The organism is Actinomadura darangshiensis (assembly GCF_004349235.1).
Taxonomy (GTDB): Bacteria; Actinomycetota; Actinomycetes; order Streptosporangiales; family Streptosporangiaceae; genus Spirillospora; species Spirillospora darangshiensis.
Window position 1 is genome coordinate 1 of the sequence record NZ_SMKY01000146.1, and the last position, 21,932, is coordinate 21,932.

Here is a 21,932-nt window from a genome sequence, read left to right on the forward strand (position 1 = left end):
CGGTACGGGCCAGCTCGACGGCGCGACGCCGGAACTCCGGCGGGTGAGGTGGTGGCACGAGACACTTCCTTCCCAAGTTGATCAAGGTCAACTCAGATCGGGTGTCCGTGCTACGGGGGGAAGCTCACGCAATATGTCCTGCGACTGGACCGGGTGTCCTCGGTGGACGACGTCCTCCTCAACACCTCCGGCGCCGTCCTGGCCGCCCTGGCCTCACGCCACTCGTGGCGCACAACGTTCTCAGAGCAACTCCACGCGGCGAAGACCCGTCCTTGAATTCTGCGGGAGAGGTCAGCGCGTGGAGTCGAAGGCGCCGCCCTTGATGCTGCTGAGGAGGGACGCCCACGCGGACGGCGCGATGGACATCATCGGCCCGTCCGCATCCTTGGAGTCCCGCAGCGCCACACCCTGCCCCGTCAGCGCTGCCGCCTCAACGCACTCCTGTCCTTCACCGCCACTGTGGCTGCTCTTACGCCATGGGGAGAAGACGAACTGCCGACTGGTCATGATTCTGACACTAGCCGTTCGATCAGCGATCGGGAATCAGATGGGGGAAGAGCGACAGCCCTGAGATGGTCGAAGACCACGTCGTGACGCCGGATGTCGTCCAAGTGCTCTAGGTACCAGCCACTGGTCAGGTTCTCGACCAGGACCACCGAGAGTTCGTTCGTCGACAACGTGGTGAAGGAGCCGTTGTGACCTGGGTGAGCCCCGGCCGCAAACGGCAGAACCTGAAGCGTCACATTCGGTAGGAGCGAGAGTTCGATCAACCTGCTGAGCTGAGCCTTCATCACCTCGAGCCCACCGAATTGCTGGCGGAGCGCAGCTTCGCTGACGATGGCCCACAGATGGGGCGGGTTTTTCTCAAAGAGAACCTGCTGGCGGCGCATGCGGATCTCCGCCAGCCCGTCAACGTCAGGCATCTTGCCTTGGGAGACGCCCGATGTGATGACCGCACGAGCGTAGTCGTCGGTCTGAAGGAGTCCAGGGATGAGATGGAGTTGGAAGCTCTTGAGTGAGGTGGCCTCGGCTTCCAGGGAGATGTAGTCGAGCATCGACGAGGAGAGCTTCCCTTCGTAGCGGTGCCACCAGCCTTTGTCGGTGGCGTGGCGGGCGAGGTCGTAGAGCGCCTTGCGCCGCTGGGGATCAGTGAGTTCGTAGCGGTCGAGCATGTGCTCCAGGGAGGGGCGGCGGATGCCTCGTTTGCCGGTTTCGAGCTTGCTCAGGGAGGACGGCGTGCGGTTCAGGAGGCGGGCCGCCTTCTGGAGGTTGAGGTCGCGGCTCTCCCGCAGCTCGCGCAGCATCGCGCCGAGCTTGCGGCTTCGCATGGTCGGACGCTGCGGGTTGCCCATGGCGTAATCATGACCTAACGATGCGTAACCATGGGGCTACGTTCATCAGTTGGCCAAAGTGACTCAGTCAAAAGTGACTGGGGCACGTGAGCCCGGGGACCTCGGGACGAGGCGGGCCAACGTATCGCTTGACACAGTGGGTCCGGCTCATTCTTTTCGGCGACGACGACCGAGAGGAACGAGCGATGACGGTGCCGACGGTGAGGTTCGACGCGCTTCTGCTGCCGGGGATGGAACGGGCGGCCGGGCATGCGCGGCGATGGCTGCGGGACGTGCTGGGCGCGCACCCCTGCCTGGACGACGCCGCGCTCTGCATGAGCGAACTCGTCGCCAACGCTGTGCGGTACACGAGGTCGGGGAAGGGCGGGCAGATCCTCGTGGAGGTGAGCTACTCGGAGCGCTATGTCCGCATCGAGGTCGTCGACGACGGCGGCTCCGAGACCGTCCCGCATCTGGCCGAGACGGATGAGACGGCGATCTGCGGCCGGGGCCTGCGGATCGTCGCCTACACGGCCGGCGCCTGGGGCGTCACCCCGCGCGGTGAGGGCCAGGCGGTCTGGTTCGAACTCCACCAGGGCTGAGGCGGGCCGCGTTCCAGGACGCGATCCGCCGTAGGCTGATCGCGGCCATGCCACCTGCTACCGCCAGCCCCCCTGCCAGGAAGCGCCACTGACGTTTCGCACGACGTTCGACCTTCGCGTAAGGCGCGGTGGAGAACGAGACAAGCTCGTAGCGGGACAGCCACAACCCGGGCAGGGCCCGCTGCAGCGCGTGCTCGGTCTTCCGGGTTGCCTTGAAGATCGGCGAGGCGACCTTGTCGCGCATCTCCGTGAAGTTTTCGAGTGCCATGCGTCCGATGGCGTCCGCGTTGTCCTTACGCCGCTTCTCGTACAGCGGCAGGGCGGTCTCCCAGTTGTCGGCGGTTTCGGTGAGGCAGCGGTCGAGTTCCACGACGTCCTCGAAGGCGCAGTTGGCGCCCTGTCCGTAGAACGGGACGATGGCGTGGGCGGCGTCGCCGATAAGCGCCGTCCGGCCGCCTGGCACGTGCCAGGTGTCGCAGTGGACGGTGCCGAGCCTGCCCACGGGATTGCGGAGATAGTCGTCCACCAGGCCGGGAGAGAGCGGCGGCAGGTCCGGGTAGTGGACGCCGAAATACTGCTTCACGGCCGCCGGGCCGTCGAGGGACGCGAATCCCGACTCGCCTTCGTTCGGCCAGAACAGTGTGCAGGTGAAGGACCGGTCTGGGTTGGGGAGAGCGATCATCATCGAGTTGCCGCGCGGCCAGATGTGCAGTGCGTCCGGGGACAGGGCGAACTCCCCGTCGGCCGCGGAAATGATCAGTTCCTTGTATCCGTGGTCGAGGAACTCGACGTCCTCCCGGATCACGCCCGCCGCCACCAGCTGCGCGCGGGTGGCCGATCCGGCGCCGTCCGCTCCCAGCACGACGGATGCGCTGGCGCGCACCGTGCCGTCGGGTGTCTCGAACCGGAGCGAACCCGTGGCGGGGTCGAGGCCGGTGAGGCGGTGGCCGAAGTGCAGCGTCACGCCGTCCGCGGCCTCGGCGGCGTCGATCAGCGCGTTGTTGAGCGCGCCTCGGCTGATCGAGTTGATCGACTTGTCGCCGTCCCGGCTGTAGGACTGGAAGTCCTGGGGCCCGGCCACGGGATGGATCATCCGGCCGCGCATCGGCAGGGCGTCCGCCATGACCCGGTGCTCCAGGCCGATCCGGCGAAGTGCGTCCAGGCCGCGTTCGGACAGGGCGAGGTTAATGGAGCGCCCGCGCTCGCCGTCGCCGACGCGCGGGTCGGGTCTGCGCTCGTACAGGGAGACCTGATGGCCGCGCCTGGCGAGGTAGCAGGCGAGGAGGGAACCGGTGAGCCCGGCGCCGACCACGGTGATCTCGGCCGTCGTCATCGTTGGTCTCCTACATGTACGTGCGGGCGGACCACAGCTCCGGGAAGACCTCCCTGGCCATGCTGCGCTGGAGCCACTGCAGGCCGTTCGAGCCGCCGGTGCCCGCCTTGGCGCCCATCGCGCGGCGCACCGATGTCAGATGCTGGTAGCGCCAGTCGCCGAAGCGTTCGGCGACGTCCGTCAGGGCCTCGCCGAGCATGCGGAGATGGTTGCCGGGGCCGGTGTCCGCGTAGATCTCCACCCAGGCGGCTTCGACGCCCGGGTGCTGCTGGTGTTCTTGCGAGACGTCCCGAGAAAGCAGGTCGGCCGGGATGTCGTGGCCCTTGCGGGCGAGCAGAGCGATGACGTCGTCCCAGATGCTGGGCGCCTCCAGCGCCGACGTCAGCTCCGCGTGCACCTCGGGCTGCCGCCTGAACGGCCGGACGAGCGAGGCCGTCTTGAGCCCGAGCAGGAACTCCAGGTGCCGGTACATCGCGGACTGGAAGCCGGAGCCTTCGCCCAGCATGTCGCGGAAGCGGTTGAAGTCGGTCGGCGTCATCCAGCGCAGGCCGCGCCAGCCCGCGTTGAGCCCTTCCAGGTGCAGCGCGGCCCTGCGCAGCGACGGCAGTGCGCCCCACACGTCATCCTCCCGGAGCAGGCGCTGCCCCTCACGCAGTTCATGGCGGACGAGCCCGAAGTAAAGCTCCATCACCTGGCTCATCACCAGGAACGACATCTCGCCCGGGTCGTCGCTCACCGGCCGCTGGAGGGTGTGCAGCGTGCTGGCGTGCACGTAGGCGTCGTACGGCACGCGCCCGGTGAACGCCAGCGTGGGCTCTCCCCCGCCGGCGGCGGCGCGTTCGGCGCGGTCGTGCTCGGACGCCGGACGGATGGAGGGTTCGAGATCGGCGGTGTTCACCTGCGTCCCTTCAAAAGGCTCTGCGCCATGTCGTCGGTGTCAGCCGACCTGGGCGGCGGCGGGTTGCGGCTCGCGGAGCGGGAAATGGCACGCGGCCGAGTGGCCCGGGTCGAAGTCACGCAGTACCGGTTCCTCTTCGGCGCACCGGGCCTGCGCGCGCGGGCAGCGGGTGCGGAACCGGCAGCCGGACGGCGGGTCGAACGGGCTGGGCATCTCGGTGTCCATGCCGTCCCGGTCGCCGGGCGGTTCGGCGTCCGGGTCCGGCTCGGGGATCGCGGCGATCAGCCCGGCGGTGTACGGGTGGGCGGCGCGCAGGTAGATGTCGTCCGGTGAGCCGATCTCGACCAGCTTTCCGAGGTACATCACCCCGACCGTGTCCGCGAGGTACCGGACGACGGTCAGGTCGTGGGAGATCACCACATAGGTGAGCCCGTGCTTCGCCTGGAGCCGCCGCATCAGGTTGAGCACCTGCGACCGGATCGACACGTCGAGCGCGCTCACCGGTTCGTCGGCCACGATCACGCGCGGGTTGAGCGCCAGCGCGCGGGCCAGCGCGATGCGCTGCCGCTGGCCGCCGGAGAACTCGTGCGGGTAGCGCTCCAGCACGGTGTGCGGCAGGCCGACCTCGTCCAGCAGGTCGCGGACCGCCGCGAGCTGCTCCGCGGCCGTCCCGATCCCCTGGGCCGCGAACGGCTCGCGCAGGATGGCGCCGATCCGCATGCGCGGGTCGAGCGCGTCGAACGGGTCCTGGAACATCATCTGCAGGTTGCGGCGATGCCGGCGCAGCCCGCGGCCGCGCAGCTCGCCCAGCTCACCGCCTAGGGCGGTGACACCCCCGGACGACGGCTTCTCCAGCGCGACGATCATCCGGGCCAGGGTGCTCTTGCCGCAGCCGGACTCGCCGACCAGCCCGAACGTCCGGCCCGGCTCGACCGAGAACGACACCCCGGACACGGCCTTGACGCTTCGCTTCGCACCGCGCAGCAGCGACCTTCCCGTCGCGTACTCTTTCGCCAGGTCGTCGATGGCGAGGACCGGTTCGGCCGGTTCGGCCGGCGTCTCCGGCGCGGTCTGCGCCTCGGCCGCGACCGGGCCGAGCGGGCCGTCGACCGGGTTCCAGCAGGCCAGAGTGTGGCCGGGCCGGTCCTCGGTGAGCGGCGGCGCCTCGCTCCTGCAGCGGTCTGTGGCGTGCGCGCAACGGGCGGCGAACCGGCAGCCCGCCGGCGGGTGGGCCAAGTCCGGCGGGGAGCCGGGGATGGAGAAGAGCGTCCGGTCGCGCCGCTGGGTCAGCCGCGGCGTGCAGGCGAGCAGGGCCTGCGCGTACGGGTGCCGCATGCCCGTGAACAGCTCGCCGGTGCGGGCGCTCTCGACGATGCCGCCCGCGTACATGACGCTGACCCGGTCGGCCCACTGCGCGATCACGCCCATGTCGTGGGTGATCAGCAGCATGGCCATGCCGAGGCGGTCCTTGAGGTCGTGCAGGAGCCGGAGGACCTGGGCCTGGACGGTCACGTCCAGCGCCGTCGTCGGCTCGTCCGCGATCAGCACCTTGGGCTCACAGGACAGCGCCATGGCGATCATGACCCGCTGGCGCAGCCCGCCGGACAGCTCGTGCGGGTACTGGCCGAGCCGTTCGGCCGGACGGGCGATGCCCACCAGCGCGAGCATGTCGAGCGCCCGGTCGCGGGCCTGCTTCGGGCTCGCGCCGCGGTGCAGCCGGACGGGCTCGGCGACCTGCTCGCCGATGGTCTTGGTGGGGTTGAGCGACGTCATCGGATCCTGGAAGATCATGGCGATCTCGTTGCCGCGGATCCGCTGGTAGTGCTTGTCGGGGAGGCCGACCAGCTCCCGTCCCGCCAGCTTGATCGACCCGGCGGTGATGCCGCCGCCGGGCGGGAGCAGGCCCATGACCGACAGCCCGGTCATCGACTTGCCGCACCCGGACTCCCCCACCAGCCCGAGGGTCTCGCCCCGGCGCAGGTGCAGGTCGACGCCGCTGACCGCGGCGACGTCCGCCTTGCGCAGCCGGATGCCGGTGGACAGGCCCTCGATCGTCAGGACAGGGCCGTCGTCCGCTGTCGGGTGGGCGTCGGGCTTCATCTGCGACCTCCCTGCGCGAGCGGCCATCAGCGCCGCCTCAGCCGTACGTCGATCGAGTCGCGCAGCGCGTCCCCGACGAAGTTGAACGCCATGACCACCAGGACCAGGCAGCCGCCGACCGGGTAGATCAGCCACCAGGACCCGCCCAGCAGGTAGGACACGCCCTGGGAGAGCTGCGTCCCCCACTCGACGTCGGGATAGTTGAGCCCGAAGCCGAGGAAGCCCAGCAGCGCGACCGCGATGATCGCGTCGGCGACCTGGAAGGTGATGTTCACGATCACCACGCCCAGCGCGTTCGGGATCAGGTGCCGGGCGATGATCCGCGCCTTGGTCGCGCCCATCACCGTCGCCGCCGCGACGAACCCGCGGGACCGCAGCGACAGGACCTCGGCCCGGACGAGACGGGCCGGCGCCAGCCAGGAGAAGGCGCCCAGGATCAGGCTCAGCGACAGGACCGTGGAACTGAACCGGGTGGCGACGATCAGCACGATGAACAGGAACGGGATCGACAGGAGCGTGTCGACCACGCGCATCATGAACCCGTCCACGACACCGCCCGCCAGCCCGGCGACCGTGCCGTACAGCGTGCCGATCCCGGTGGCGATCAGCGCCGCGAACAGCCCGATCTGCAGCGACGCCTGGCCGCCCCGCATGATCCGGCCGAGCACGTCGAAGCCCTGCGGGTCGGTGCCGAGCGGGTGCGCGCCGCCCGGCGCGAGCAGGCTGCTCACCGGGTCGACGGTGACCTGGTCGGTGGTGTACAGGTGCGGGCCGGCGAAGCAGAACAGGACGAAGAAGACGATGATGCCGAGGCCGGTGACGGCGAGCCGGTTCTCCATGAACGCCCGCGCGGTGAGCCGCCAGCCGCTCATGGTGTCCGGCAGGCGGGCTTCGCGGTCGTCCCGGGCGGTGGGCGCCCCGGTCTTGTCGGTCGTCGATTCGGTCATGCGCGCCGCGTCCTCGGATCGGTGGCCGCCACCAGCACGTCCGCCACGAGGTTCCCGAGGACGGTCAGCGTCGCGGCGACCAGCGTGTAGCCCAGCAGCACGGGATAGTCCTGGTTGTTGAGGCTGTTGAAGAACAGCAGCCCGAGCCCCGGGTAGTTGAAGACCGACTCGACCACCAGGTTCCCCGTCAGCAGGAGCGGGATCGACATGCCGATCAGGGTCACCAGCGGGATGCACGCGTTGCGCAGCAGGTGCCGGGTGAGGACCATGCGCATGGACAGGCCCTTCGCCCGCGCCACCCTGATGTAGTCCTGCGCGAGCTGGTCGAGCGCCGCGGACCGCTGGTATCTGGAGTACATCGCGACGGTGATGCCGCTCAGCGTCAGCACCGGGAGCAGCATGGCGCGCGGCTCGGTGAAGATGACGAAGTCGGAGCTGGACTGCGCCGCCTGGGCGGGCAGCACGCCGAGGCCCATCGCGAAGACCTGGATCAGCAGCATCGCGAGCAGGAAGACCGGCATCGAGTAGGCGACGAAGGTGAGCGCGGTCAGCACGTTGTCGCCGATGCTGTTGCGCTTCACCGCCTGGAAGACACCGAGCGGGACGGCCGCGCAGATCGCCAGGATGAGCGCGACCGCCGACAGCATCGCCGTCCGGCCCGCGTTCTCCGCCAGCAGCGCGTTCACGCTCTGGTTCAGCTTGTAGGAGTGGCCGAGGTCGCCGTGCAGCAGCCCGCCCAGGTAGTCGAAGTACTGGATGACGAGCGACCGGTCGTAGCCGTGCTCACGGTCGAAGGCGGCCACCGCCTCCGCGCTCGCCTGGACGCCGAGGATCGCGCGGCCCGGCGAGCCGGACATCCCGTGCAGCAGCAGGAAGGTGATCAACGAGACGCCCAGGATCACGACCACCGACGTTCCCAGCCGCCGCAGCACATACTGGACCACGCCCTGCCTCCTTTCGTTCGACGACGGTCTCCGGTGCTTCGGCGGGCCCGGCTACTTCAGGTACCAGTACTCGGGGGTGAGCACGTTGGACGGCAGGTTGGCGAAGGCGTCCGCCGGGCCGGACAGCGTGTCCTTCCAGGCCCAGATGATGTGCGCGTTCGGCAGCCAGAGCACCGGCAGGTCGGTCCGCAGATGCTCGATCTCGGCCTGGACGGCCTTGCGGTCCCCGCCGTGCACCGAGTCGCGGATCAGCTCGTCGGTCTTGGGGTCGCTGTAGGCGCCCACGTTGCCCGAGCCCTTGGTGTCGAAGACCCCTGACATGGTCGGGTAGGGCTTCGTGCCGAACCCGCCCCAGGTCGACATGGCCCACTCGCCGGCCTTCGAGGGCGCCGCGGGCACGTTGTAGTTCTGGATCAGGAAGCTGAAGGTCTTCGGCGTGACCGAGACCGTCACGCCGAGCTTGCGGGCCTCGGAGGCGAACGCGGTGCTCACCGCGCTGTGCAGCTGCGGCTCGCTGCGGAAGAAGAGGTTGAACTTCAGCGTCTGGCCCTGCGGAATCCCGGCCCCGCACTGGGACGGACCCGTGCCGGGACGCTGGCAGGTCGTGGCGCCGTTCGGCACCACCTTCCAGCCGTGGTCCTCGAGCAGCTTGCGGGCGGCGGCCGGGTCGTAGGGGTAGGGCGCGGTGGCGACGTTCCCGGACACGTACGGCGAGGTCGCCGGGGCCGTGCCGTAGCTCTCGACGGCCGCACCGTTGTACATGCCCTTGCTGGCGATGTAGCCGGGCTGGTTGATCAGCTGCTGCAGCGCCTGCCGGATGTAGTGCTGGGCGTAGAGCTTGTCGACGTTGCCGGTCGTGTCCTTGAAGTTGAGCATGATGAAGCTGAAGCCCAGCCTGGGCGCGCCATAGACGTGGTAGCCCGCGGCCTTGAGCGCCGCCACCTGCCCGACGTTGTTCTGGTCGACCGTTCCCATGGTCAGCTTGCCGCTCAGGAGCTGGTTGAACTTGGCGGTCTCGGAGGTGAACGGCCGGAAGTTCAGCGTCTTGATGTGCGGTTTCTGCGGCCCGCCGTATGCCTCGTTGGCGGCCATCGAATAGAAGTTCGTGGTCACGTCGAAACTGCTCAGCCGGTACGGGCCGTCAACCGTCTTCCACAGCGGGTTCTTCGCGAACGAGGCCGGGTCCCGCGACGCCTTGTCGAGGTAGGTGTAGATCGCCTTGGCGTTCTTCGGCGAGGAGTGGTCGAGGATCGGGCCGTCCGCCGAAGCGCGGGACCACTGGTCGGCCGGAAGCGGGATGACGGACGTCAGCTGGTTGGCGGTGAACCATTCCGGGTTGTACGCCTCTTTGAGCTTCAGCGTGACGGTGCTCTTCGAGGTCGCCTTCGCGCCGGCGATGCTGTCGGGGAACTGCCCCGGGGTGTAGTCGGCCCAGTTGGACGGGCTCTTCTTGAGCGCCGCCTTCACCAGGTCGATGAAGAAGACCACGTCATCGGCCTCGACCGGGTTGCCGTCGGACCACTTGTAGCCCTCCCGCATCTTGATGGTCACGGTCTTGTTGCCGTCGGAGAACTCCGGCAGCGCGGCCATGCTCAGCGCTTCGTTGACCTTGTGGCTCGCGCCTTCGGGGAACCAGTAGAGCGGCCGGTACATGAGCCGCTGGAACTGGTACGTCACGTACGTCGAATTGAAGGCGCCGGGGACGATCGGGAGCATGTAGAACGGTCCGGCTCCGGGCTGCTGCGCTATGTCCATGGCGCCGCCGTCCTTGGGCGTGCCCGACTGTGCGGGCAGCGACCCGAACGTCTTGGACCCGGACTTCTGGCCGGTGGTCGTATCGCCGCCGCTGCACGCCGCGAGCGGCAGCAAGGCGGCCAGCGTCACCGCGAGGAGCGGGGAGCGCCGCCTGAATCCGCGTTTGGTGAAGATAGTCATTCTCCCCAGACCGCCTTCGCGTAGTTGTGGAAGTTCAGGCCGAGGATCTTTTCGATCCGGCTCGGCGAGAAGCCGCGCTCGGCCAGCAGCCGCGCCAGCTCCCTGAACTGGTCGACGCCGCGCAGGTCGACGACGAACGGGTAGGTGTCGCTCCGCTCGCCTGCCGCGGACGCGCCGGCCGCCTGGCGCCGTGCCACCTGCTCGGCGAGCCGGTCGCGATAGGCGTCCAGGTCGTCGATGGCGGTGATCGTCCCGTCGGTGCCGATGCCGACGTGGTCCTCGCCGCAGACGTTGACCGCGTGCACGATGTGCTCCACCACGTCCGCCGCCTTGGCGTGCCCGGAGGCGTGGAGGAACGGCATGAAGTAGATGCCGACGAAGCCGCCCTGTGAAGCGACCAGCCGCAGTTCCTCGTCGGTCTTGTTGCGCGGCAGGTCGACGAGCGCGCGGCAGCCCGTGTGGTTGATCGAGACGGGCTGCGCGGACACCCGCGCCGCCTCCAGGCACGTCTCCTCGCCGCTGTGCGAGAGGTCGACCATGACGCGGCGTTCGTTGAGGGCGGCCACGACGTCGCGCCCGAGCGGGGTGAGCCCCCGGTTGCCCGTCGCCATCGAGCCGTCGCCGACCTGGTTCGCCTGGTTGTAGGTCAACTGGATGATCCGGACGCCGAGGTCGGCGAACGTGCCGACGCGTTCGGGACGGTCTTCGACGGCGGCGGCGTTCTGGAAGCCGTAGATGATGCCGATCCTGCCCTGCCGCTTCGCCACGTCGATGTCCGCGGCCGTGTCGATGCGCATCAGGTCCCGGGGGTGGGCGCTGATGATCGCGTCCCAGGTGCGGATCTCGTCCAGGGTGTGCTGGTAGGGCGGAAGGTCGCCCAGTGTGTAGCCCAAGGTCACGTTGATCGCGGTCACGCCGGAGGCGTGCGCGTCCGCCAGCGTGCGCGCGTCGACGGTCAGCTGCTCGCTTGTCTGGACGAGCGTGCCCGAGGCCGATATCGACGCCGGGGCGTTCGGGTTGTCCAGCCCGCCGAGCGCGTTGACGACGGTGAAGTCCGTGATGTCGACGCTCACGCCGGCGCCCCCTCTTCGATGGTCGCGCCGGTCCTGGTGGCGGCCGCGCGGTCGTAGTCCGCCCGGTCGTGGCGCCGTCCGCGCTTGACCGTCGTGATGATGTCGCGGAGATGGTCGATGTCGTCGTACGGGTCGTCGGCGACGATCAGGAGATTGGCCAGCATGCCGGGCCGGACGACGCCCATCGCGTCGTCCCGCCCCACGCTGGACGCCCCGGCGAGGGTGGCCGCGCGGATGACGTCCTGCGGCGGCATGCCCAGCGAGTCGACCAGGTGGCGGAGCTCGTCGTGGAGCGACGGGTACCGATCGCCGGGCGGGGACTCGTAGTCGGTGCCGGTGCAGATCGTGACGCCCGACCGCCGGGCGCGGTCGATGAGCCGCCTCATCACGTCCGGCGCGAGTTCGGCCGCACCGGGTGCGCTGGACGGAATCCTGGCCGTGAGGCTCGCGGTGGCGTCGAGGATCGTGCCGCGGCGGCGCATGTCGTCCAGCAGCCCGTCGACGGCGTCCTCGGGTGCCGCAAGGAAGCGCTCGTAGGCGTCCGCCAGGTACTCGCGCTGCTGCTTGTACGCCACCGGCCGCTCGCCGGCGAGGTGGTAGGCGAGGTAGTGGGCGTGCGACACGACGTCGACGCCGGCCGCGACCACGTCCCGGGGCATCGCGGGGAAGACCGACGCGTGCGCCCACACGAGCATGCCCTGCCGATGCGCTTCCTCTGTGATCCGGGCGACCAGTGGGGCGTCGAGGTCGGCGTAGACCTTGATGGCCGTCGCCCCGGTGCCGCGCGCCATCGCGACGGCCAGCCGGAGGTCGGTCTCGTCGTCGACCGCCTGCATCCAGGCCGTGGCGCCGGGGGTCTCCCCTTGCGACACCTGCCAGGTGCGCGGATCGTCGAAGAAGCCGGGACCGGCCATCAGCGCGGCGTTGTGAATGTCGGGGCCGGGGATCTCGCCGACCAGCGAAGCGCGCGCCAGGTCCGCCATCTGCCGCAGGTCACCGGCCATCTCGCGGATCGCGGTGACGCCCCCGTAGAGCTGCCGCCGCATCAGCTCCTCCGCCTGCGCGCGGTTAGGCGGCGTCGACAGGTGCTGGTGGGTGTCGATCAGGCCGGGCAGCAGGAACGCGCCGCGCACGTCGATGCTCTCGGCGCCGGACAGGTCCGACGGCCGGAGCTCGTCCTCGGGAACGACCGCCGTGATCGCCGGCCCGTCCGTCACCACCGCCATGCCGTGCCGGACGGGGGCGCCGGTCCCGTCGATCAGCGACACCTCGCGGTAGACCGCGACCTCTCCTGGCTCGGCGGCGGCGAAGGGGGTGGGGGCCGGGTCGTTGCCCGCGATCGGTCGCTTGTCTCTGTCCACCATGCGATCGGCCTGTCTCCGTTCAGGCTGTTACATACACCGTAACAACTGTTATAACGTTAGCAACGTCTGATAATGTGCGTCAAGCATCGGAAGACGCGCTAGACCGTGGAGGGAAGTTGCCCAGACCGGCCAGCTCAGCCGTGGACAAGGCCTTGGACCTCATCGAGACCGTCGTCCGGGCCGACCGCCCGCTTCGGCTCAGCGAGCTGGCGAACGAGGCGGGGATGCACCGCGCCACCGCCTACCGCATCCTGCTCGAACTGGTGCGGCGCGGCTGGATCATGCGCAGCGAGGACCGCTACCTGCCCGGTCCCGTCGTGCTGCAGTTCTCCCAGGCCGCGGCCGCGAACTCACTGGTGACCCTGAGCCGGCCCGTGCTCCAGGCGCTGTCCGACCGGACCGCGATGATGGTGAACCTGCAGGTGCTCGAACCCGACGGCGGCCGGGTGATCGACGTCGTGCGGCCGCCGCGGCTCGCGATGATCACCGATCTGCTGGGCGAACTACTGCCGATCCACAAGTTCGCCGGCCCGATGGCCCTGGTCTCCGCCCTGGACGAAGCCGCGCGGATCCCTTACCTGCGCGCCGCCGAGGACCAGGGGCACCCACCAGCGGGCAGAGCCGAGCTGCTGAAGGACATCGACCGCACCCGGCGCACGGGCTTCGCGCTGGAGCGCGGGCGCAACGAAGAGGTGATCGCCTCGGTGAGCCGCGCGGCGCTCGCCGGCAGCGGACGGCCGATCTGCGCCGTGACGATCGTCGGCCTGGACAGCGAGTTCGACGACCCCACCCTGGCGAAACTGCAAGAACACCTCGCGGCCGCCACGACCGAGCTGGAGGGCACGCTGAGCGGCGCCGGAGCCGACCATGACTGACCCCTCGGGAGTCCTCGTCCTCGACCGGGAGCAGACCAGGGCGGCGTCCCCGCCGGACGCGGTGCTGGCGGCGGTGCGCACCGCGCTCATCGCCATCAGCCGCGGCGACGTCTCCGCCCCGGCCCGCGTGGCGGCCCGTTCGACGCACGGGCTGCTGGGCGCGATGCCCGGCTACGTCCCCCAACTGGGGCTGTCCGCCAAGCTCGTGTCGGTCTTCCCCGCGGGCGGCCACCGCGGCATCGTCGCGCACTTCGACGCGGACACCGGCCGCCTCCTGGCGGTCATGGACGCCGAGACGATCACCGCAGTCCGCACCGCGGCCACCGCGACCGCCGCCATGCTGGCGCTCGCCCGGCCGGACGCCGCCCGGTTCGCCGTGATCGGCACCGGCGCGCAGGCGCGCGCCCAGCTCGCCTTCGCCGCCGCGATGGAATCGGCGGAACTGATGATCGGCGCGCGCGACCAGGCCAAGGCGGAAGACCTTCTCTCGGACCTGCCCACCGGCTCCGCCACCGGCATCGAGGCCGCGGTCAAGGCGGCCGACGTCGTCTTCTGCTGCACGTCCGCCCGCCGGCCCGTGCTCCGCCGGTCCTGGCTCGCCGACGGGGCGCATCTCAGCTCGGTCGGCGGCTCCGACGGCCCGGAGTTCGACGCGGAGACCCTGCGAGCGTCATCCCTGTTCGTGGAGTGGCCGGGCGCTGTCACCGAACCACCCCCGGCCGGTGCCTGGGAACTCCAGGACACCGATCCAGCGGCGGCCACCCTGATCGGCGCGGTCCTCGACGGCCGCCACCCGGGCCGCCGCTCCCCCGCGGACCTGACCCTCTTCAAGTCGACCGGCCACGCCGCCCTGGACGTCGCGGCAGCCGCCGTCGCCTACAAGCAGGCCCGCGAGCACGGCCTCGGCATCACCGTGGACCTCTAGAAGCCCGGCCTGGCGCCGTCCTCCGCCAGGCGGAGAGCCATGGCCGCCTTGACGGACGGCCATTCGGACGCGACCACGGAGAACATGGCCGAATCCCTTAGCTGCCCCTGCTCACCGGGCGTCCACGAGGGCGACCAGCTCCGCAGCACTCCCTCGAAGTGCACGCCGAGCCGCTCGATCGCCCGGCGCGACCGCTCGTTGCGGGCGTCCGTCTTGAGATCGACCCGGACGACGTTCAGCGTCTCGAACGCGTAGCCGAAGAGGAGGGACTTCGCTTCGACGTTGATCCCGGTGCCCTGCGCCGAGGCCGCGAGCCACGTCCATCCGACCTCGACGGCTCGGAGTTCGTCCCGGCCGGGCCACGTCCGCGGATCCCAGAACCCGGTATGCCCGACGGCCATCCCGTCCACCACCCGGATCTGCGCGAACGGCGTAAGCCCGGGACGCCCGAGCTGCTCCGCGACGTACGCCTCCGTCTCGGCGGCACCAGGCACAAGCGTGAACCCGTAAGAGGCACGGTTCTCCTCCGCCGCCCGCGCCAGATCCGGCACGTGCCTCATGGAGAGCGGCTCCAACCGCACGAGCGAACCTTCGAGCACAGGAACATCAAGCCGCAAGCCCATGGCTTCCCCCTCATCGCTCCTGGCATTGGCACCTTGCCACCGGGCAGGTTGCCGGACCGTCAACGGGCCAGGCCCCTCAGATCCTCTAGATGATCAGAACGCCCGCAATCCTCCCCCGCCCCCCACCACACCGCAACCGGCACGGCGGTCGGTGAACCTTTGGTGACTTTTGGACGCAGGCGTCGCTGCTTTCTCGACTGCCTCGATTACTCAATGTGTTCGCGTGAGTTCGAAAAGTGCTCAGAAGTTATCTTCGGGGGCGCGATGAGTTCTGGGTGGAGGGCCGGTCTGCACGGGGAAGGCTGGGGAGGTTTCGATGTCACGTCCGTCACAGTTCGTTGACCTCGAGTGTGGTCGAGGTCGGAGGGTGGAGGGCGTGGAGCAGGGCGGTTCTGTCGGACCCCCTTGGAATACTCCCGGAGCCGACGAAGTTTAATCGTTCGCGAAAGTGTCAGTCGCTGCAGTATTTTGCGGCAGTAACCCCCTGAGACGTGCCCACGGCACCCGCGTGCCCGCATGCGGGCCTGACGATTGGAATGAAGAGTTGACCGCTCCCGCATCTCCCAAGATGGCGGACGGCCCACTGAAGGAGCCGGACGCCGGCGGCGGGCTCGACCGCGGTGTGCTCGCGGTGGCCGGTGTGGTCGTGCTCGGCGCGATCATGTCGATCCTGGACGTGACCGTCGTCAACGTGGCCATCAACGACCTGGCCAAGGAGTTCAACACCTCCCTCGCGACGATCCAGTGGGTCGCGACGGGCTACACGCTCGCGCTGGCCACGGTGATCCCGATCACCGGATGGGCCTCGGCGAGGTTCGGCACCAAGCGGCTCTACATGATCTCGATCGGGCTGTTCGTGATCGGCTCGATGCTGGCGGGGGTCGCCTGGTCGGCCGAGTCGCTGATCGCCTTCCGCGTCCTGCAGGGGCTCGGCGGCGGCATGATCATGCCGGCGGGCATGACGATCCTGACCCAGGCGGCGGGGCCGCAGCGGGTCGGCCAGGTGATGAGCATCGTCGGCGTGCCGATGCTGCTCGGCCCGATCCTCGGCCCGATCATCGGCGGGTACCTCGTCGACGACGTGTCGTGGCGGTGGATCTTCTTCATCAACCTGCCGATCGGCATCGTCGCGCTGGTGCTGTCGGCGCGGATCCTCAAGCGGGACCAGCCGAAGAGGACCGAGCGGCTCGACTTCATCGGGTTGGCCCTGCTGTCCCCCGGCCTCGCCTCGCTGATCTACGGCGTGGCCAAGGGCGCCGAGTTCAAGGACTTCCTGAAGCCCGAGGCGCTGGTCTTCTGGGCGGTCGGCGCCGTGCTGGTGGTCGGGTTCGTGATCCGGGCGCTGAACGCGCGGAACCCGCTGATCGACCTGCGGCTGCTGAAGCGGCGCTCGGTGGCGGCCGCGTCCGGCACCATGGTGCTGTTCATGATCGCGTTCATGGGCGCGATGCTGCTGCTGCCGCTGTACTACCAGACCGTCCGCGGCGAGGGCGCGCTGCAGTCCGGCCTGCTGCTGGCCCCGCAGGGCCTCGGCGCGATGGTCACGATGCCGATCGGCGGGAAGCTGACCGACCGGATCGGCCCCGGGCGGGTCGTGCTCGTCGGCATGGTCGTCGTGGTGCTGTCGGTGTCCGGCTTCGCCGCGGTCCTGGAGGCCGACACGTCCTACTGGGCGCTCGGCGGGGCGCTGTTCGTGATGGGGCTCGGCATGGGCATGACGATGATGCCGACCATGGCGGCCGCGATCCAGACCCTCGTCCACGACGAGGTGCCGCGCGCGAGCACGATGCTGAACATCATCCAGCAGGTGTCGTCGTCCATCGGTTTCGCGTTGATGTCGGTGCTGCTGGCGAACCAGCTCACGGCCAATCTGGGCGGCGGGGCCGGCGGCGGGATCGGCAGCACCGAGAAGGTGCCACCGGAGATCATGAAGAAGATCGCCGGGCCGATGGCGGACGCGTTCCAGCACACCATCTGGTACTCGGCCGGGCTGCTGCTCCTGGCGTTCCTGCCGGCGCTGCTGCTGCCGCGCAAGAAGCCGGAGACCAGCGCGGCCGACGCGCCGATGCCGATGCACTGAGTCCGCTTCCGCCGGCGCGGCCGCGCCGGCGGGTGGCGGCGGAGGCCCGCTGAGGGCGCTCGTGGCGCGTTCCAGGCCCCGGCCGGACCCGGATATGGGTTCCGGCCGGGGTTTCGCCTTTCAGGACCGGTTCAGGCGGTCGCCGGACGTTCGCGCGCCCAGTACTCGTCCTTCAGGAGCCGCTTGTAGAGCTTGCCGGTCGGGTGGCGCGGCAGTTCCGGGCGGAAGTCGACCGAGCGCGGGCACTTGTAGTGGGCGAGCCGGTCGCGGCAGTACGCGATCAGCTCGGCCTCCAGGCCGGGGCCCGCCTCGTCCATGGACAGGGGCTGGACGACGGCCTTGACCGCCTCCCCCATCTCGGTGTCGGGGACGCCGAACACCGCGACGTCGGCGACCCTCGGGTGCACCGCGAGGACGTTCTCGGCCTCCTGCGGGTAGATGTTCACCCCGCCGCTGATGATCATGTAGGCGCGGCGGTCGGTGAGGTGGAGGAAGCCGTCCCCGTCGACGTAGCCGACGTCGCCGAGGGTCGTCCAGCCGTGCCCCCACGGGTCGCGGGACGCGGCGGTCTTGGCCTCGTCGGCGTGGTATTCGAACGTGGGGCCGCCGCCGAAGTAGAGGGTCCCCGGCTCCCCCGGCGGCAGTTCCCGGCCGTCCTCGTCGCAGACGTGGACCTCGCCGAGGATGGGGCGGCCGACGGTGCCCTTGTGGGCCAGCCAGTCCTCCGAGTTCGTGTAGACGAAGCAGTTGCCCTCGGTGCCCGCGTAGTACTCGTGCAGGATCGGCCCCCACCAGCCGATCATCTGCTCCTTGACCGGGACGGGGCAGGGCGCCGCGGCGTGCACGGCGGCGCGCAGCGACGACACGTCGTAGCGCGCGCGGGTCTCGTCCGGCAGCTTGAGCATCCGGATGAACATGGTCGGCACCCACTGGCTGTGCGTGACGCGGTACTTCTCGACGGCGGCGAGGGCCTGCTCGGGATCGAACTTCTCCATCACCACGACGGTGGCGCCGAGCCGGTGGAAGACGATCGAGTAGCGGAGCGGCGCGGCGTGGTACAGCGGCGCCGGGGACAGGTAGACCGAGTCGGCGTCGGCCGCGAACAGGGTCGAGATCAGCGTGTGGAGGGCCCCCGCGGTGCCCATCGGCGCCTCGGACAGGGGCGGCTTCACGCCCTTGGGGCGGCCGGTGGTGCCGGACGAGTAGAGCATGTCCGCGCCCTCGCACTCGTCCTCGATCGGCGTGGGCGGATGCTGGGCGACGCGCTTCTCGTAGGACTCGTAGCCCGGGGCCGTGCCGCCGAGCATGAGGCGCAGCGGCACGTCCGGCGCGGACTGCGCGGCGGCCTCCATCGACGCACTGGCGATGAAGACCCTTGCCTCGCAGTTGTCCACGATGTAGGCGAGCTCGTCGGGCTGGAGCCGGGAGCTGATGGCGGTGTAGTAGAGCCCGGACCGCTGCGCGGCCCAGGCGACGGCCAGGTAGAGCGGGTGGTTCTCCAGCATGAACGCGATGTGGTCCCCCGGGCGCAGCCCCTCCGCGCGGAGCAGCTGCGCGAGCCGGTTGGACTCCTCGTTCAGTTCCCCGAAGGTGACGACCCGCCCGGAGCCCGCCATGATCACGGCGGGCTTGTCGGGCGTCTGAGCTGCGATCTGCCCCAGGTGCATGGCCGCAACCTATCCGGCCGGACGGGCGAATGGAATCACATTCGGTTTAGTCGGTCGGTCAGACGAGCATGTGGTCGAAGTCACCGTCCTTCGCTCCGCCCACGAACGCCTCCACCTCCTCGCGCGTGTAGACGAGGATCGCTCCCTCGGGGTCCCTGGAGTTGCGCACGGCGATCTCCCCGCTGGGGAGTTCGGCCATCTCGACGCAGTTGCCAGACGGGTTGCTCCGCCGGCTCTTCTGCCAGACGAGCCCGTTGCGCCGGACGTCCGACATGTGGTGGCCGTCCATCTTTGCCCCCTCTAGGCGTCTCGGCCTTCCCTGCCGGGAAGGCCGCGATCTCGCCCCACCCCACACAATGGTACGAGATGCACGTGCATTCGTTCTTGCATTCGTTCATGCAGACGGTCTTGCATCTGCACGACTTGGGGAGCAAGATAGCGAACGCTCGCCGGTGACCACCCCGCACGCCTCTGAGGTTTGACCATGACCGTTGACCAGGCAGACGACGTCGCCGCCCCCGCCGCCATGGGGAGCGGCCGGCCGCGGCACGCCTCGGCCGTTCACACGCCCTGGCCGGACGCCCCGACGATGGAGCTCGGCCCCAACGTCCAAGAACCCGCGCAGGCGAACGTCCCGGTCGCCGCGCCCGGGCTCGCCGGCCTCTGGCCGGCTCCGCACGCGGGCATCCCGCGCACGGCCCGCCGGGTGCTCCCGGCGGAGATCACCGCGCCGCGGTCGGCGCGCGAGTTCACCCAGGTCACGCTGGAAGCGTGGGATCTGGCCAGTGATGCCGAAGACGTGGTCGTCGCGGTGTCGGAGCTGGTCACCAACGCGCTCCGGCACGGCCTGGACGGGCTCCCGCAGCCGCTGCCGCTGTGCCCCATCCAGCTCGTCCTGATCGGCCACCCGAGGCGCCTCGTCGTCTCGGTGACCGACCCGGGCGGCCGCACGCCCCAGCCGATCCCGAGCGACCCGGACCGGTTCGTCGAGGGCGGCCGCGGCCTGCTGGTCGTCGGCGCGATCAGCGACTCGTGGGGCTGGGCGCGGCTCGCGACCGGCGGCAAGGCCGTCTGGGCGGCCTTCGACCTGCGGGTCAGCCCTCCAGGGCCACCGGAACAGGCGGCTGAGCGGGGACGGACCGCGCCGGATTCTCCAGCTCGCTGAGGAACTCCTCGGCCCAGCGGTCCACGTCGTGCTCGATGACGCGGCGCCGCATGGAGCGCATCCGCCGCGCCTGCTCCGCGGGCTCGGCGTGCAGGGCGTCCAGCAGCGTGCTCTTGAGGCCGTCGATGTCGTACGGGTTGACCTGGAACGCGCCGCGCTTCAATTCGGCGGCGGCGCCGGTGAACTCGCTGAGCACGAGCGCGCCGCGCAGGTCCTTGCGGCAGGCGACGTACTCCTTCGCGACCAGGTTCATGCCGTCCCGCAGCGGGGTCACCACCATCACGTCCGCCGCCAGGTAGAGCGCGGCCAGTTCGGGGCGGTCGTACGAACTGTGCAAATAGTGGATGACCGGAAACCCGATTTCGCCGTGCTCGCCGTTGATCCGGCCGACCAGCTGCTCGATCTCCTCGCGGAGCAGCTGGTACTGCTCGACGCGCTCCCGGCTCGGCGTCGCGATCTGCACGAACACCGCCTGGCCCGGTCTGATGTGGCCCTCCTGGACCAGCTCCCCGAACGCCTGCAGGCGCTGCGTGATGCCCTTGGTGTAGTCGAGCCGGTCCACGCCGAGCAGGATGGTCGCGTCGTCGGTGTCGGTGCGGATCTCCTGCGCCCGCTCCTGGACGTCAGAGCGCCCGACCAGGTCGTCCAGCTCGCCGACGTCCACGGAGATGGGGAACGCGCGGGCGCGCACGACGCGGTCGTCCCAGTAGACGTCCTGCTTGGTGTAGCGGGCGTCGAGGAGCCGGCGGCACAGGCGCACGAAGTTGGCCGCCGCGCCCGGGAGCTGGAAACCGACCAGGTCGGCGCCCAGCAGCCCCTCCAGGATCCGCCGCCGCCAGGGCAGCTGCCAGAACAGCTCCGTCGGCGGGAACGGGATGTGCAGGAAGAAGCCGATGCGCAGGTCCGGACGCAACTCGCGCAGCATCCGCGGGACGAGCTGGAGCTGGTAGTCCTGCACCCAGACGATCGCGCCCTTCGCGGCGACCTTCGCGGCGGCCTCCGCGAACCGCTGGTTGACGCGGACGTAGGCGTCCCACATCGCCCGGTCGTAGACGGGCGGGGCGACGACGTCGTGGTAGAGCGGCCATAGCGTGGCGTTCGAGAAGCCCTCGTAGTAGAGCTCGACCTCCTGCGCGGACTGCGCGATGGGGTGGAGCGCCATGCCGTCCTCCTCGAACGGCTCCAGCTCCTCGCCCGGGACACCGACCCAGCCGATCCACGTGCCCTGCCTGCGCCTCATCACCGGGGCGATCGCGCTGACCAGCCCGCCCGGGCTGCGCCTCCAGCGCGGAACGCCGTCCGGCCCGACGTTCCGGTCCACCGGAAGCCGGTTGGCCACCACCACGAACTCACTACCGCGCGACACCTGCGACCCGCCTCTCAAGGAAACCCTCAGCGATCACTCATGCCCAGAAACGGTCATCGGGAACATTGTGTCACTTCGACGCAAAGGACCGCATACATGAAAAGAGGGATGTCAGGAGGTCGGGGCGGCCGCCGGGGCGGATTGGAGCGGGCCATATTCCTTTCCCGGCTGGTGACCGGAGTTGACGCGGCGGTCACACCGGCCGGTCCGGCGAGCGAAAAGTTATCTAGATCACAAACGCCGGAGCCTCCGCACGCGGCGGTGCGGAGGCCCCGTGGATCAGGCGTTCACGGACTCCCGTTCGGGGGCGTCCTCGCGGCGGCGGTTCCACAGGAGGGCGTCCACCGAGAAGCGCCCCGCGCCCGTGAAGGCGAGCAGGAGGCAGGCTGCGGCGAGGACCATCACGTACTCGTAGCCGCCTTCCTGGTTGAACAAGCCCTTGCCCATGTGGACGTACCAGAACGCCCCCGCCATATCGAGGGCGATGAGCACCCCGGCGAGCGGGACGAGGACGCCGACGATGAGCGCCAGGCCGCCGAGCAGTTCGACCCAGGTGCCGTACACGGCGGCCAGGCCCGGCAGCGGGATGCCCAGATGGTCGAACGAGGCGGCGACGGTGGAGTGACCCTCGTCATGGAGCTTCTGCCAGCCGTGCGCGACGAAGACCACGCCGAGGACGATCCGGCCGAGGAGCAGGCCGGCGT

At 69.8% G+C, this 21,932-nt stretch carries 20 protein-coding genes and 1 riboswitch; of the genes, 5 read left to right on the forward strand and 15 right to left on the reverse strand.

The window, feature by feature from the left end; genetic code table 11:
- Window positions 1–291 precede the first annotated feature (291 nt).
- Both E1293_RS27205 and E1293_RS27210 read right to left on the reverse strand, forming a co-directional pair.
- Window positions 292–507: a DUF397 domain-containing protein gene (locus E1293_RS27205; RefSeq protein ID WP_132200332.1), complete on the reverse strand. Its 216-nt coding sequence runs from the start codon at window positions 505–507 to the stop codon at window positions 292–294.
- Complete coding sequence (locus E1293_RS27210; RefSeq protein WP_132200333.1) at window positions 504–1,352, reverse strand: helix-turn-helix domain-containing protein; 849 nt, start codon at window positions 1,350–1,352, stop codon at window positions 504–506. The genes E1293_RS27205 and E1293_RS27210 overlap by 4 nt, the downstream gene beginning before the upstream one ends.
- Before the next feature lie 185 nt (window positions 1,353–1,537).
- Between E1293_RS27210 and E1293_RS27215 the strand changes: the two genes are divergently transcribed.
- A complete protein-coding gene (locus tag E1293_RS27215) occupies window positions 1,538–1,933 on the forward strand; it encodes an ATP-binding protein (protein ID WP_132200334.1) in 396 nt (131 codons plus the stop codon).
- Here E1293_RS27215 and E1293_RS27220 read toward each other — a convergent pair.
- From E1293_RS27220 to E1293_RS27255, 8 genes are read right to left on the reverse strand one after another with little or no spacing between them, the layout of a single operon-like run.
- Window positions 1,881–3,266 (reverse strand): FAD-dependent oxidoreductase, encoded by a 1,386-nt coding sequence (locus tag E1293_RS27220; RefSeq protein WP_132200335.1) that lies wholly within the window; start codon window positions 3,264–3,266, stop codon window positions 1,881–1,883. The genes E1293_RS27215 and E1293_RS27220 overlap by 53 nt on opposite strands.
- Before the next feature lie 10 nt (window positions 3,267–3,276).
- On the reverse strand, window positions 3,277–4,164 hold the full coding sequence (locus E1293_RS27225; protein WP_132200336.1) for a tryptophan 2,3-dioxygenase: 888 nt from the start codon (window positions 4,162–4,164) through the stop codon (window positions 3,277–3,279).
- A gap of 39 nt (window positions 4,165–4,203) precedes the next feature.
- Window positions 4,204–6,264 (reverse strand): ABC transporter ATP-binding protein, encoded by a 2,061-nt coding sequence (locus E1293_RS27230; protein WP_132200337.1) that lies wholly within the window; start codon window positions 6,262–6,264, stop codon window positions 4,204–4,206.
- 26 nt (window positions 6,265–6,290) lie between these two features.
- Window positions 6,291–7,211 (reverse strand): ABC transporter permease, encoded by a 921-nt coding sequence (locus tag E1293_RS27235; protein ID WP_165978413.1) that lies wholly within the window; start codon window positions 7,209–7,211, stop codon window positions 6,291–6,293.
- On the reverse strand, window positions 7,208–8,155 hold the full coding sequence (locus E1293_RS27240) for an ABC transporter permease (RefSeq protein WP_132200338.1): 948 nt from the start codon (window positions 8,153–8,155) through the stop codon (window positions 7,208–7,210). Before E1293_RS27240 ends, E1293_RS27235 begins: the two co-directional genes overlap by 4 nt.
- Window positions 8,156–8,206: 51 nt before the next feature.
- Complete coding sequence (locus tag E1293_RS27245; protein ID WP_132200339.1) at window positions 8,207–10,090, reverse strand: ABC transporter substrate-binding protein; 1,884 nt, start codon at window positions 10,088–10,090, stop codon at window positions 8,207–8,209.
- Window positions 10,087–11,163 carry a dipeptidase gene (locus E1293_RS27250; RefSeq protein ID WP_132200340.1) on the reverse strand — a complete coding sequence of 359 codons (1,077 nt, stop codon included), beginning with the start codon at window positions 11,161–11,163 and terminating at the stop codon, window positions 10,087–10,089. Before E1293_RS27250 ends, E1293_RS27245 begins: the two co-directional genes overlap by 4 nt.
- On the reverse strand, window positions 11,160–12,527 hold the full coding sequence (locus E1293_RS27255; RefSeq protein WP_132200341.1) for an amidohydrolase family protein: 1,368 nt from the start codon (window positions 12,525–12,527) through the stop codon (window positions 11,160–11,162). Before E1293_RS27255 ends, E1293_RS27250 begins: the two co-directional genes overlap by 4 nt.
- A 140-nt stretch (window positions 12,528–12,667) precedes the next feature.
- On the opposite strand from E1293_RS27255, the gene E1293_RS27260 reads away from it, so the two are divergent.
- Window positions 12,668–13,402 (forward strand): IclR family transcriptional regulator, encoded by a 735-nt coding sequence (locus tag E1293_RS27260; RefSeq protein WP_207939120.1) that lies wholly within the window; start codon window positions 12,668–12,670, stop codon window positions 13,400–13,402.
- Window positions 13,395–14,327, forward strand: a complete 933-nt coding sequence (locus tag E1293_RS27265) for an NAD(P)-binding domain-containing protein (protein WP_132200343.1) — start codon at window positions 13,395–13,397, stop codon at window positions 14,325–14,327. The genes E1293_RS27260 and E1293_RS27265 overlap by 8 nt, the downstream gene beginning before the upstream one ends.
- On the opposite strand, the gene E1293_RS27270 is transcribed toward E1293_RS27265, so the two are convergent.
- Window positions 14,324–14,950, reverse strand: coding sequence for a GNAT family N-acetyltransferase (locus tag E1293_RS27270; protein ID WP_132200344.1), 627 nt, complete (start codon window positions 14,948–14,950; stop codon window positions 14,324–14,326). The two genes, E1293_RS27265 and E1293_RS27270, sit on opposite strands and share 4 nt — an antisense overlap.
- A gap of 7 nt (window positions 14,951–14,957) precedes the next feature.
- A riboswitch (SAM riboswitch) is annotated at window positions 14,958–15,046 on the reverse strand.
- Between the two features lie 472 nt (window positions 15,047–15,518).
- On the opposite strand from E1293_RS27270, the gene E1293_RS27275 reads away from it, so the two are divergent.
- Window positions 15,519–17,030: a DHA2 family efflux MFS transporter permease subunit gene (locus tag E1293_RS27275; RefSeq protein ID WP_132200345.1), complete on the forward strand. Its 1,512-nt coding sequence runs from the start codon at window positions 15,519–15,521 to the stop codon at window positions 17,028–17,030.
- A 131-nt stretch (window positions 17,031–17,161) separates the two neighbouring features.
- Here the strand turns inward: E1293_RS27275 and E1293_RS27280 are convergent, their stop codons facing one another.
- Entirely contained in the window at window positions 17,162–18,697 is a 1,536-nt protein-coding gene (locus E1293_RS27280; RefSeq protein WP_132200346.1) for an AMP-binding protein, read from the reverse strand.
- Window positions 18,698–18,755: 58 nt separating this feature from the next.
- On the reverse strand, window positions 18,756–18,986 hold the full coding sequence (locus E1293_RS27285) for a DUF397 domain-containing protein (protein WP_132200347.1): 231 nt from the start codon (window positions 18,984–18,986) through the stop codon (window positions 18,756–18,758).
- Window positions 18,987–19,181: 195 nt separating this feature from the next.
- Here E1293_RS27285 and E1293_RS27290 point away from each other — a divergent pair, with 195 nt between their 5' ends.
- Window positions 19,182–19,862, forward strand: coding sequence for an ATP-binding protein (locus E1293_RS27290; RefSeq protein ID WP_132200348.1), 681 nt, complete (start codon window positions 19,182–19,184; stop codon window positions 19,860–19,862).
- Here the strand turns inward: E1293_RS27290 and E1293_RS27295 are convergent.
- Together E1293_RS27295 and E1293_RS27300 are read right to left on the reverse strand one after the other, a co-directional pair.
- Window positions 19,792–21,228 (reverse strand): alpha,alpha-trehalose-phosphate synthase (UDP-forming), encoded by a 1,437-nt coding sequence (locus tag E1293_RS27295; RefSeq protein ID WP_132200349.1) that lies wholly within the window; start codon window positions 21,226–21,228, stop codon window positions 19,792–19,794. The genes E1293_RS27290 and E1293_RS27295 overlap by 71 nt on opposite strands.
- A 279-nt stretch (window positions 21,229–21,507) precedes the next feature.
- Complete coding sequence (locus E1293_RS27300) at window positions 21,508–21,924, reverse strand: DoxX family protein (protein ID WP_132200351.1); 417 nt, start codon at window positions 21,922–21,924, stop codon at window positions 21,508–21,510.
- Window positions 21,925–21,932: the final 8 nt, after the last annotated feature.

Bases quoted from the DNA above. Each gene is read 5' to 3' on its own strand.
- E1293_RS27205 (WP_132200332.1), bottom strand. From the start codon at position 507: ATGACCAGTCGGCAGTTCGTCTTCTCCCCATGGCGTAAGAGCAGCCAC.
- E1293_RS27210 (WP_132200333.1), bottom strand. From the start codon at position 1,352: ATGGGCAACCCGCAGCGTCCGACCATGCGAAGCCGCAAGCTCGGCGCG.
- E1293_RS27215 (WP_132200334.1), top strand. From the start codon at position 1,538: ATGACGGTGCCGACGGTGAGGTTCGACGCGCTTCTGCTGCCGGGGATG.
- E1293_RS27220 (WP_132200335.1), bottom strand. From the start codon at position 3,266: ATGACGACGGCCGAGATCACCGTGGTCGGCGCCGGGCTCACCGGTTCC.
- E1293_RS27230 (WP_132200337.1), bottom strand. From the start codon at position 6,264: ATGAAGCCCGACGCCCACCCGACAGCGGACGACGGCCCTGTCCTGACG.
- E1293_RS27235 (WP_165978413.1), bottom strand. From the start codon at position 7,211: ATGACCGAATCGACGACCGACAAGACCGGGGCGCCCACCGCCCGGGAC.
- E1293_RS27245 (WP_132200339.1), bottom strand. From the start codon at position 10,090: ATGACTATCTTCACCAAACGCGGATTCAGGCGGCGCTCCCCGCTCCTC.
- E1293_RS27255 (WP_132200341.1), bottom strand. From the start codon at position 12,527: ATGGTGGACAGAGACAAGCGACCGATCGCGGGCAACGACCCGGCCCCC.
- E1293_RS27265 (WP_132200343.1), top strand. From the start codon at position 13,395: ATGACTGACCCCTCGGGAGTCCTCGTCCTCGACCGGGAGCAGACCAGG.
- E1293_RS27270 (WP_132200344.1), bottom strand. From the start codon at position 14,950: ATGGGCTTGCGGCTTGATGTTCCTGTGCTCGAAGGTTCGCTCGTGCGG.
- E1293_RS27275 (WP_132200345.1), top strand. From the start codon at position 15,519: ATGGCGGACGGCCCACTGAAGGAGCCGGACGCCGGCGGCGGGCTCGAC.
- E1293_RS27280 (WP_132200346.1), bottom strand. From the start codon at position 18,697: ATGCACCTGGGGCAGATCGCAGCTCAGACGCCCGACAAGCCCGCCGTG.
- E1293_RS27285 (WP_132200347.1), bottom strand. From the start codon at position 18,986: ATGGACGGCCACCACATGTCGGACGTCCGGCGCAACGGGCTCGTCTGG.
- E1293_RS27290 (WP_132200348.1), top strand. From the start codon at position 19,182: ATGACCGTTGACCAGGCAGACGACGTCGCCGCCCCCGCCGCCATGGGG.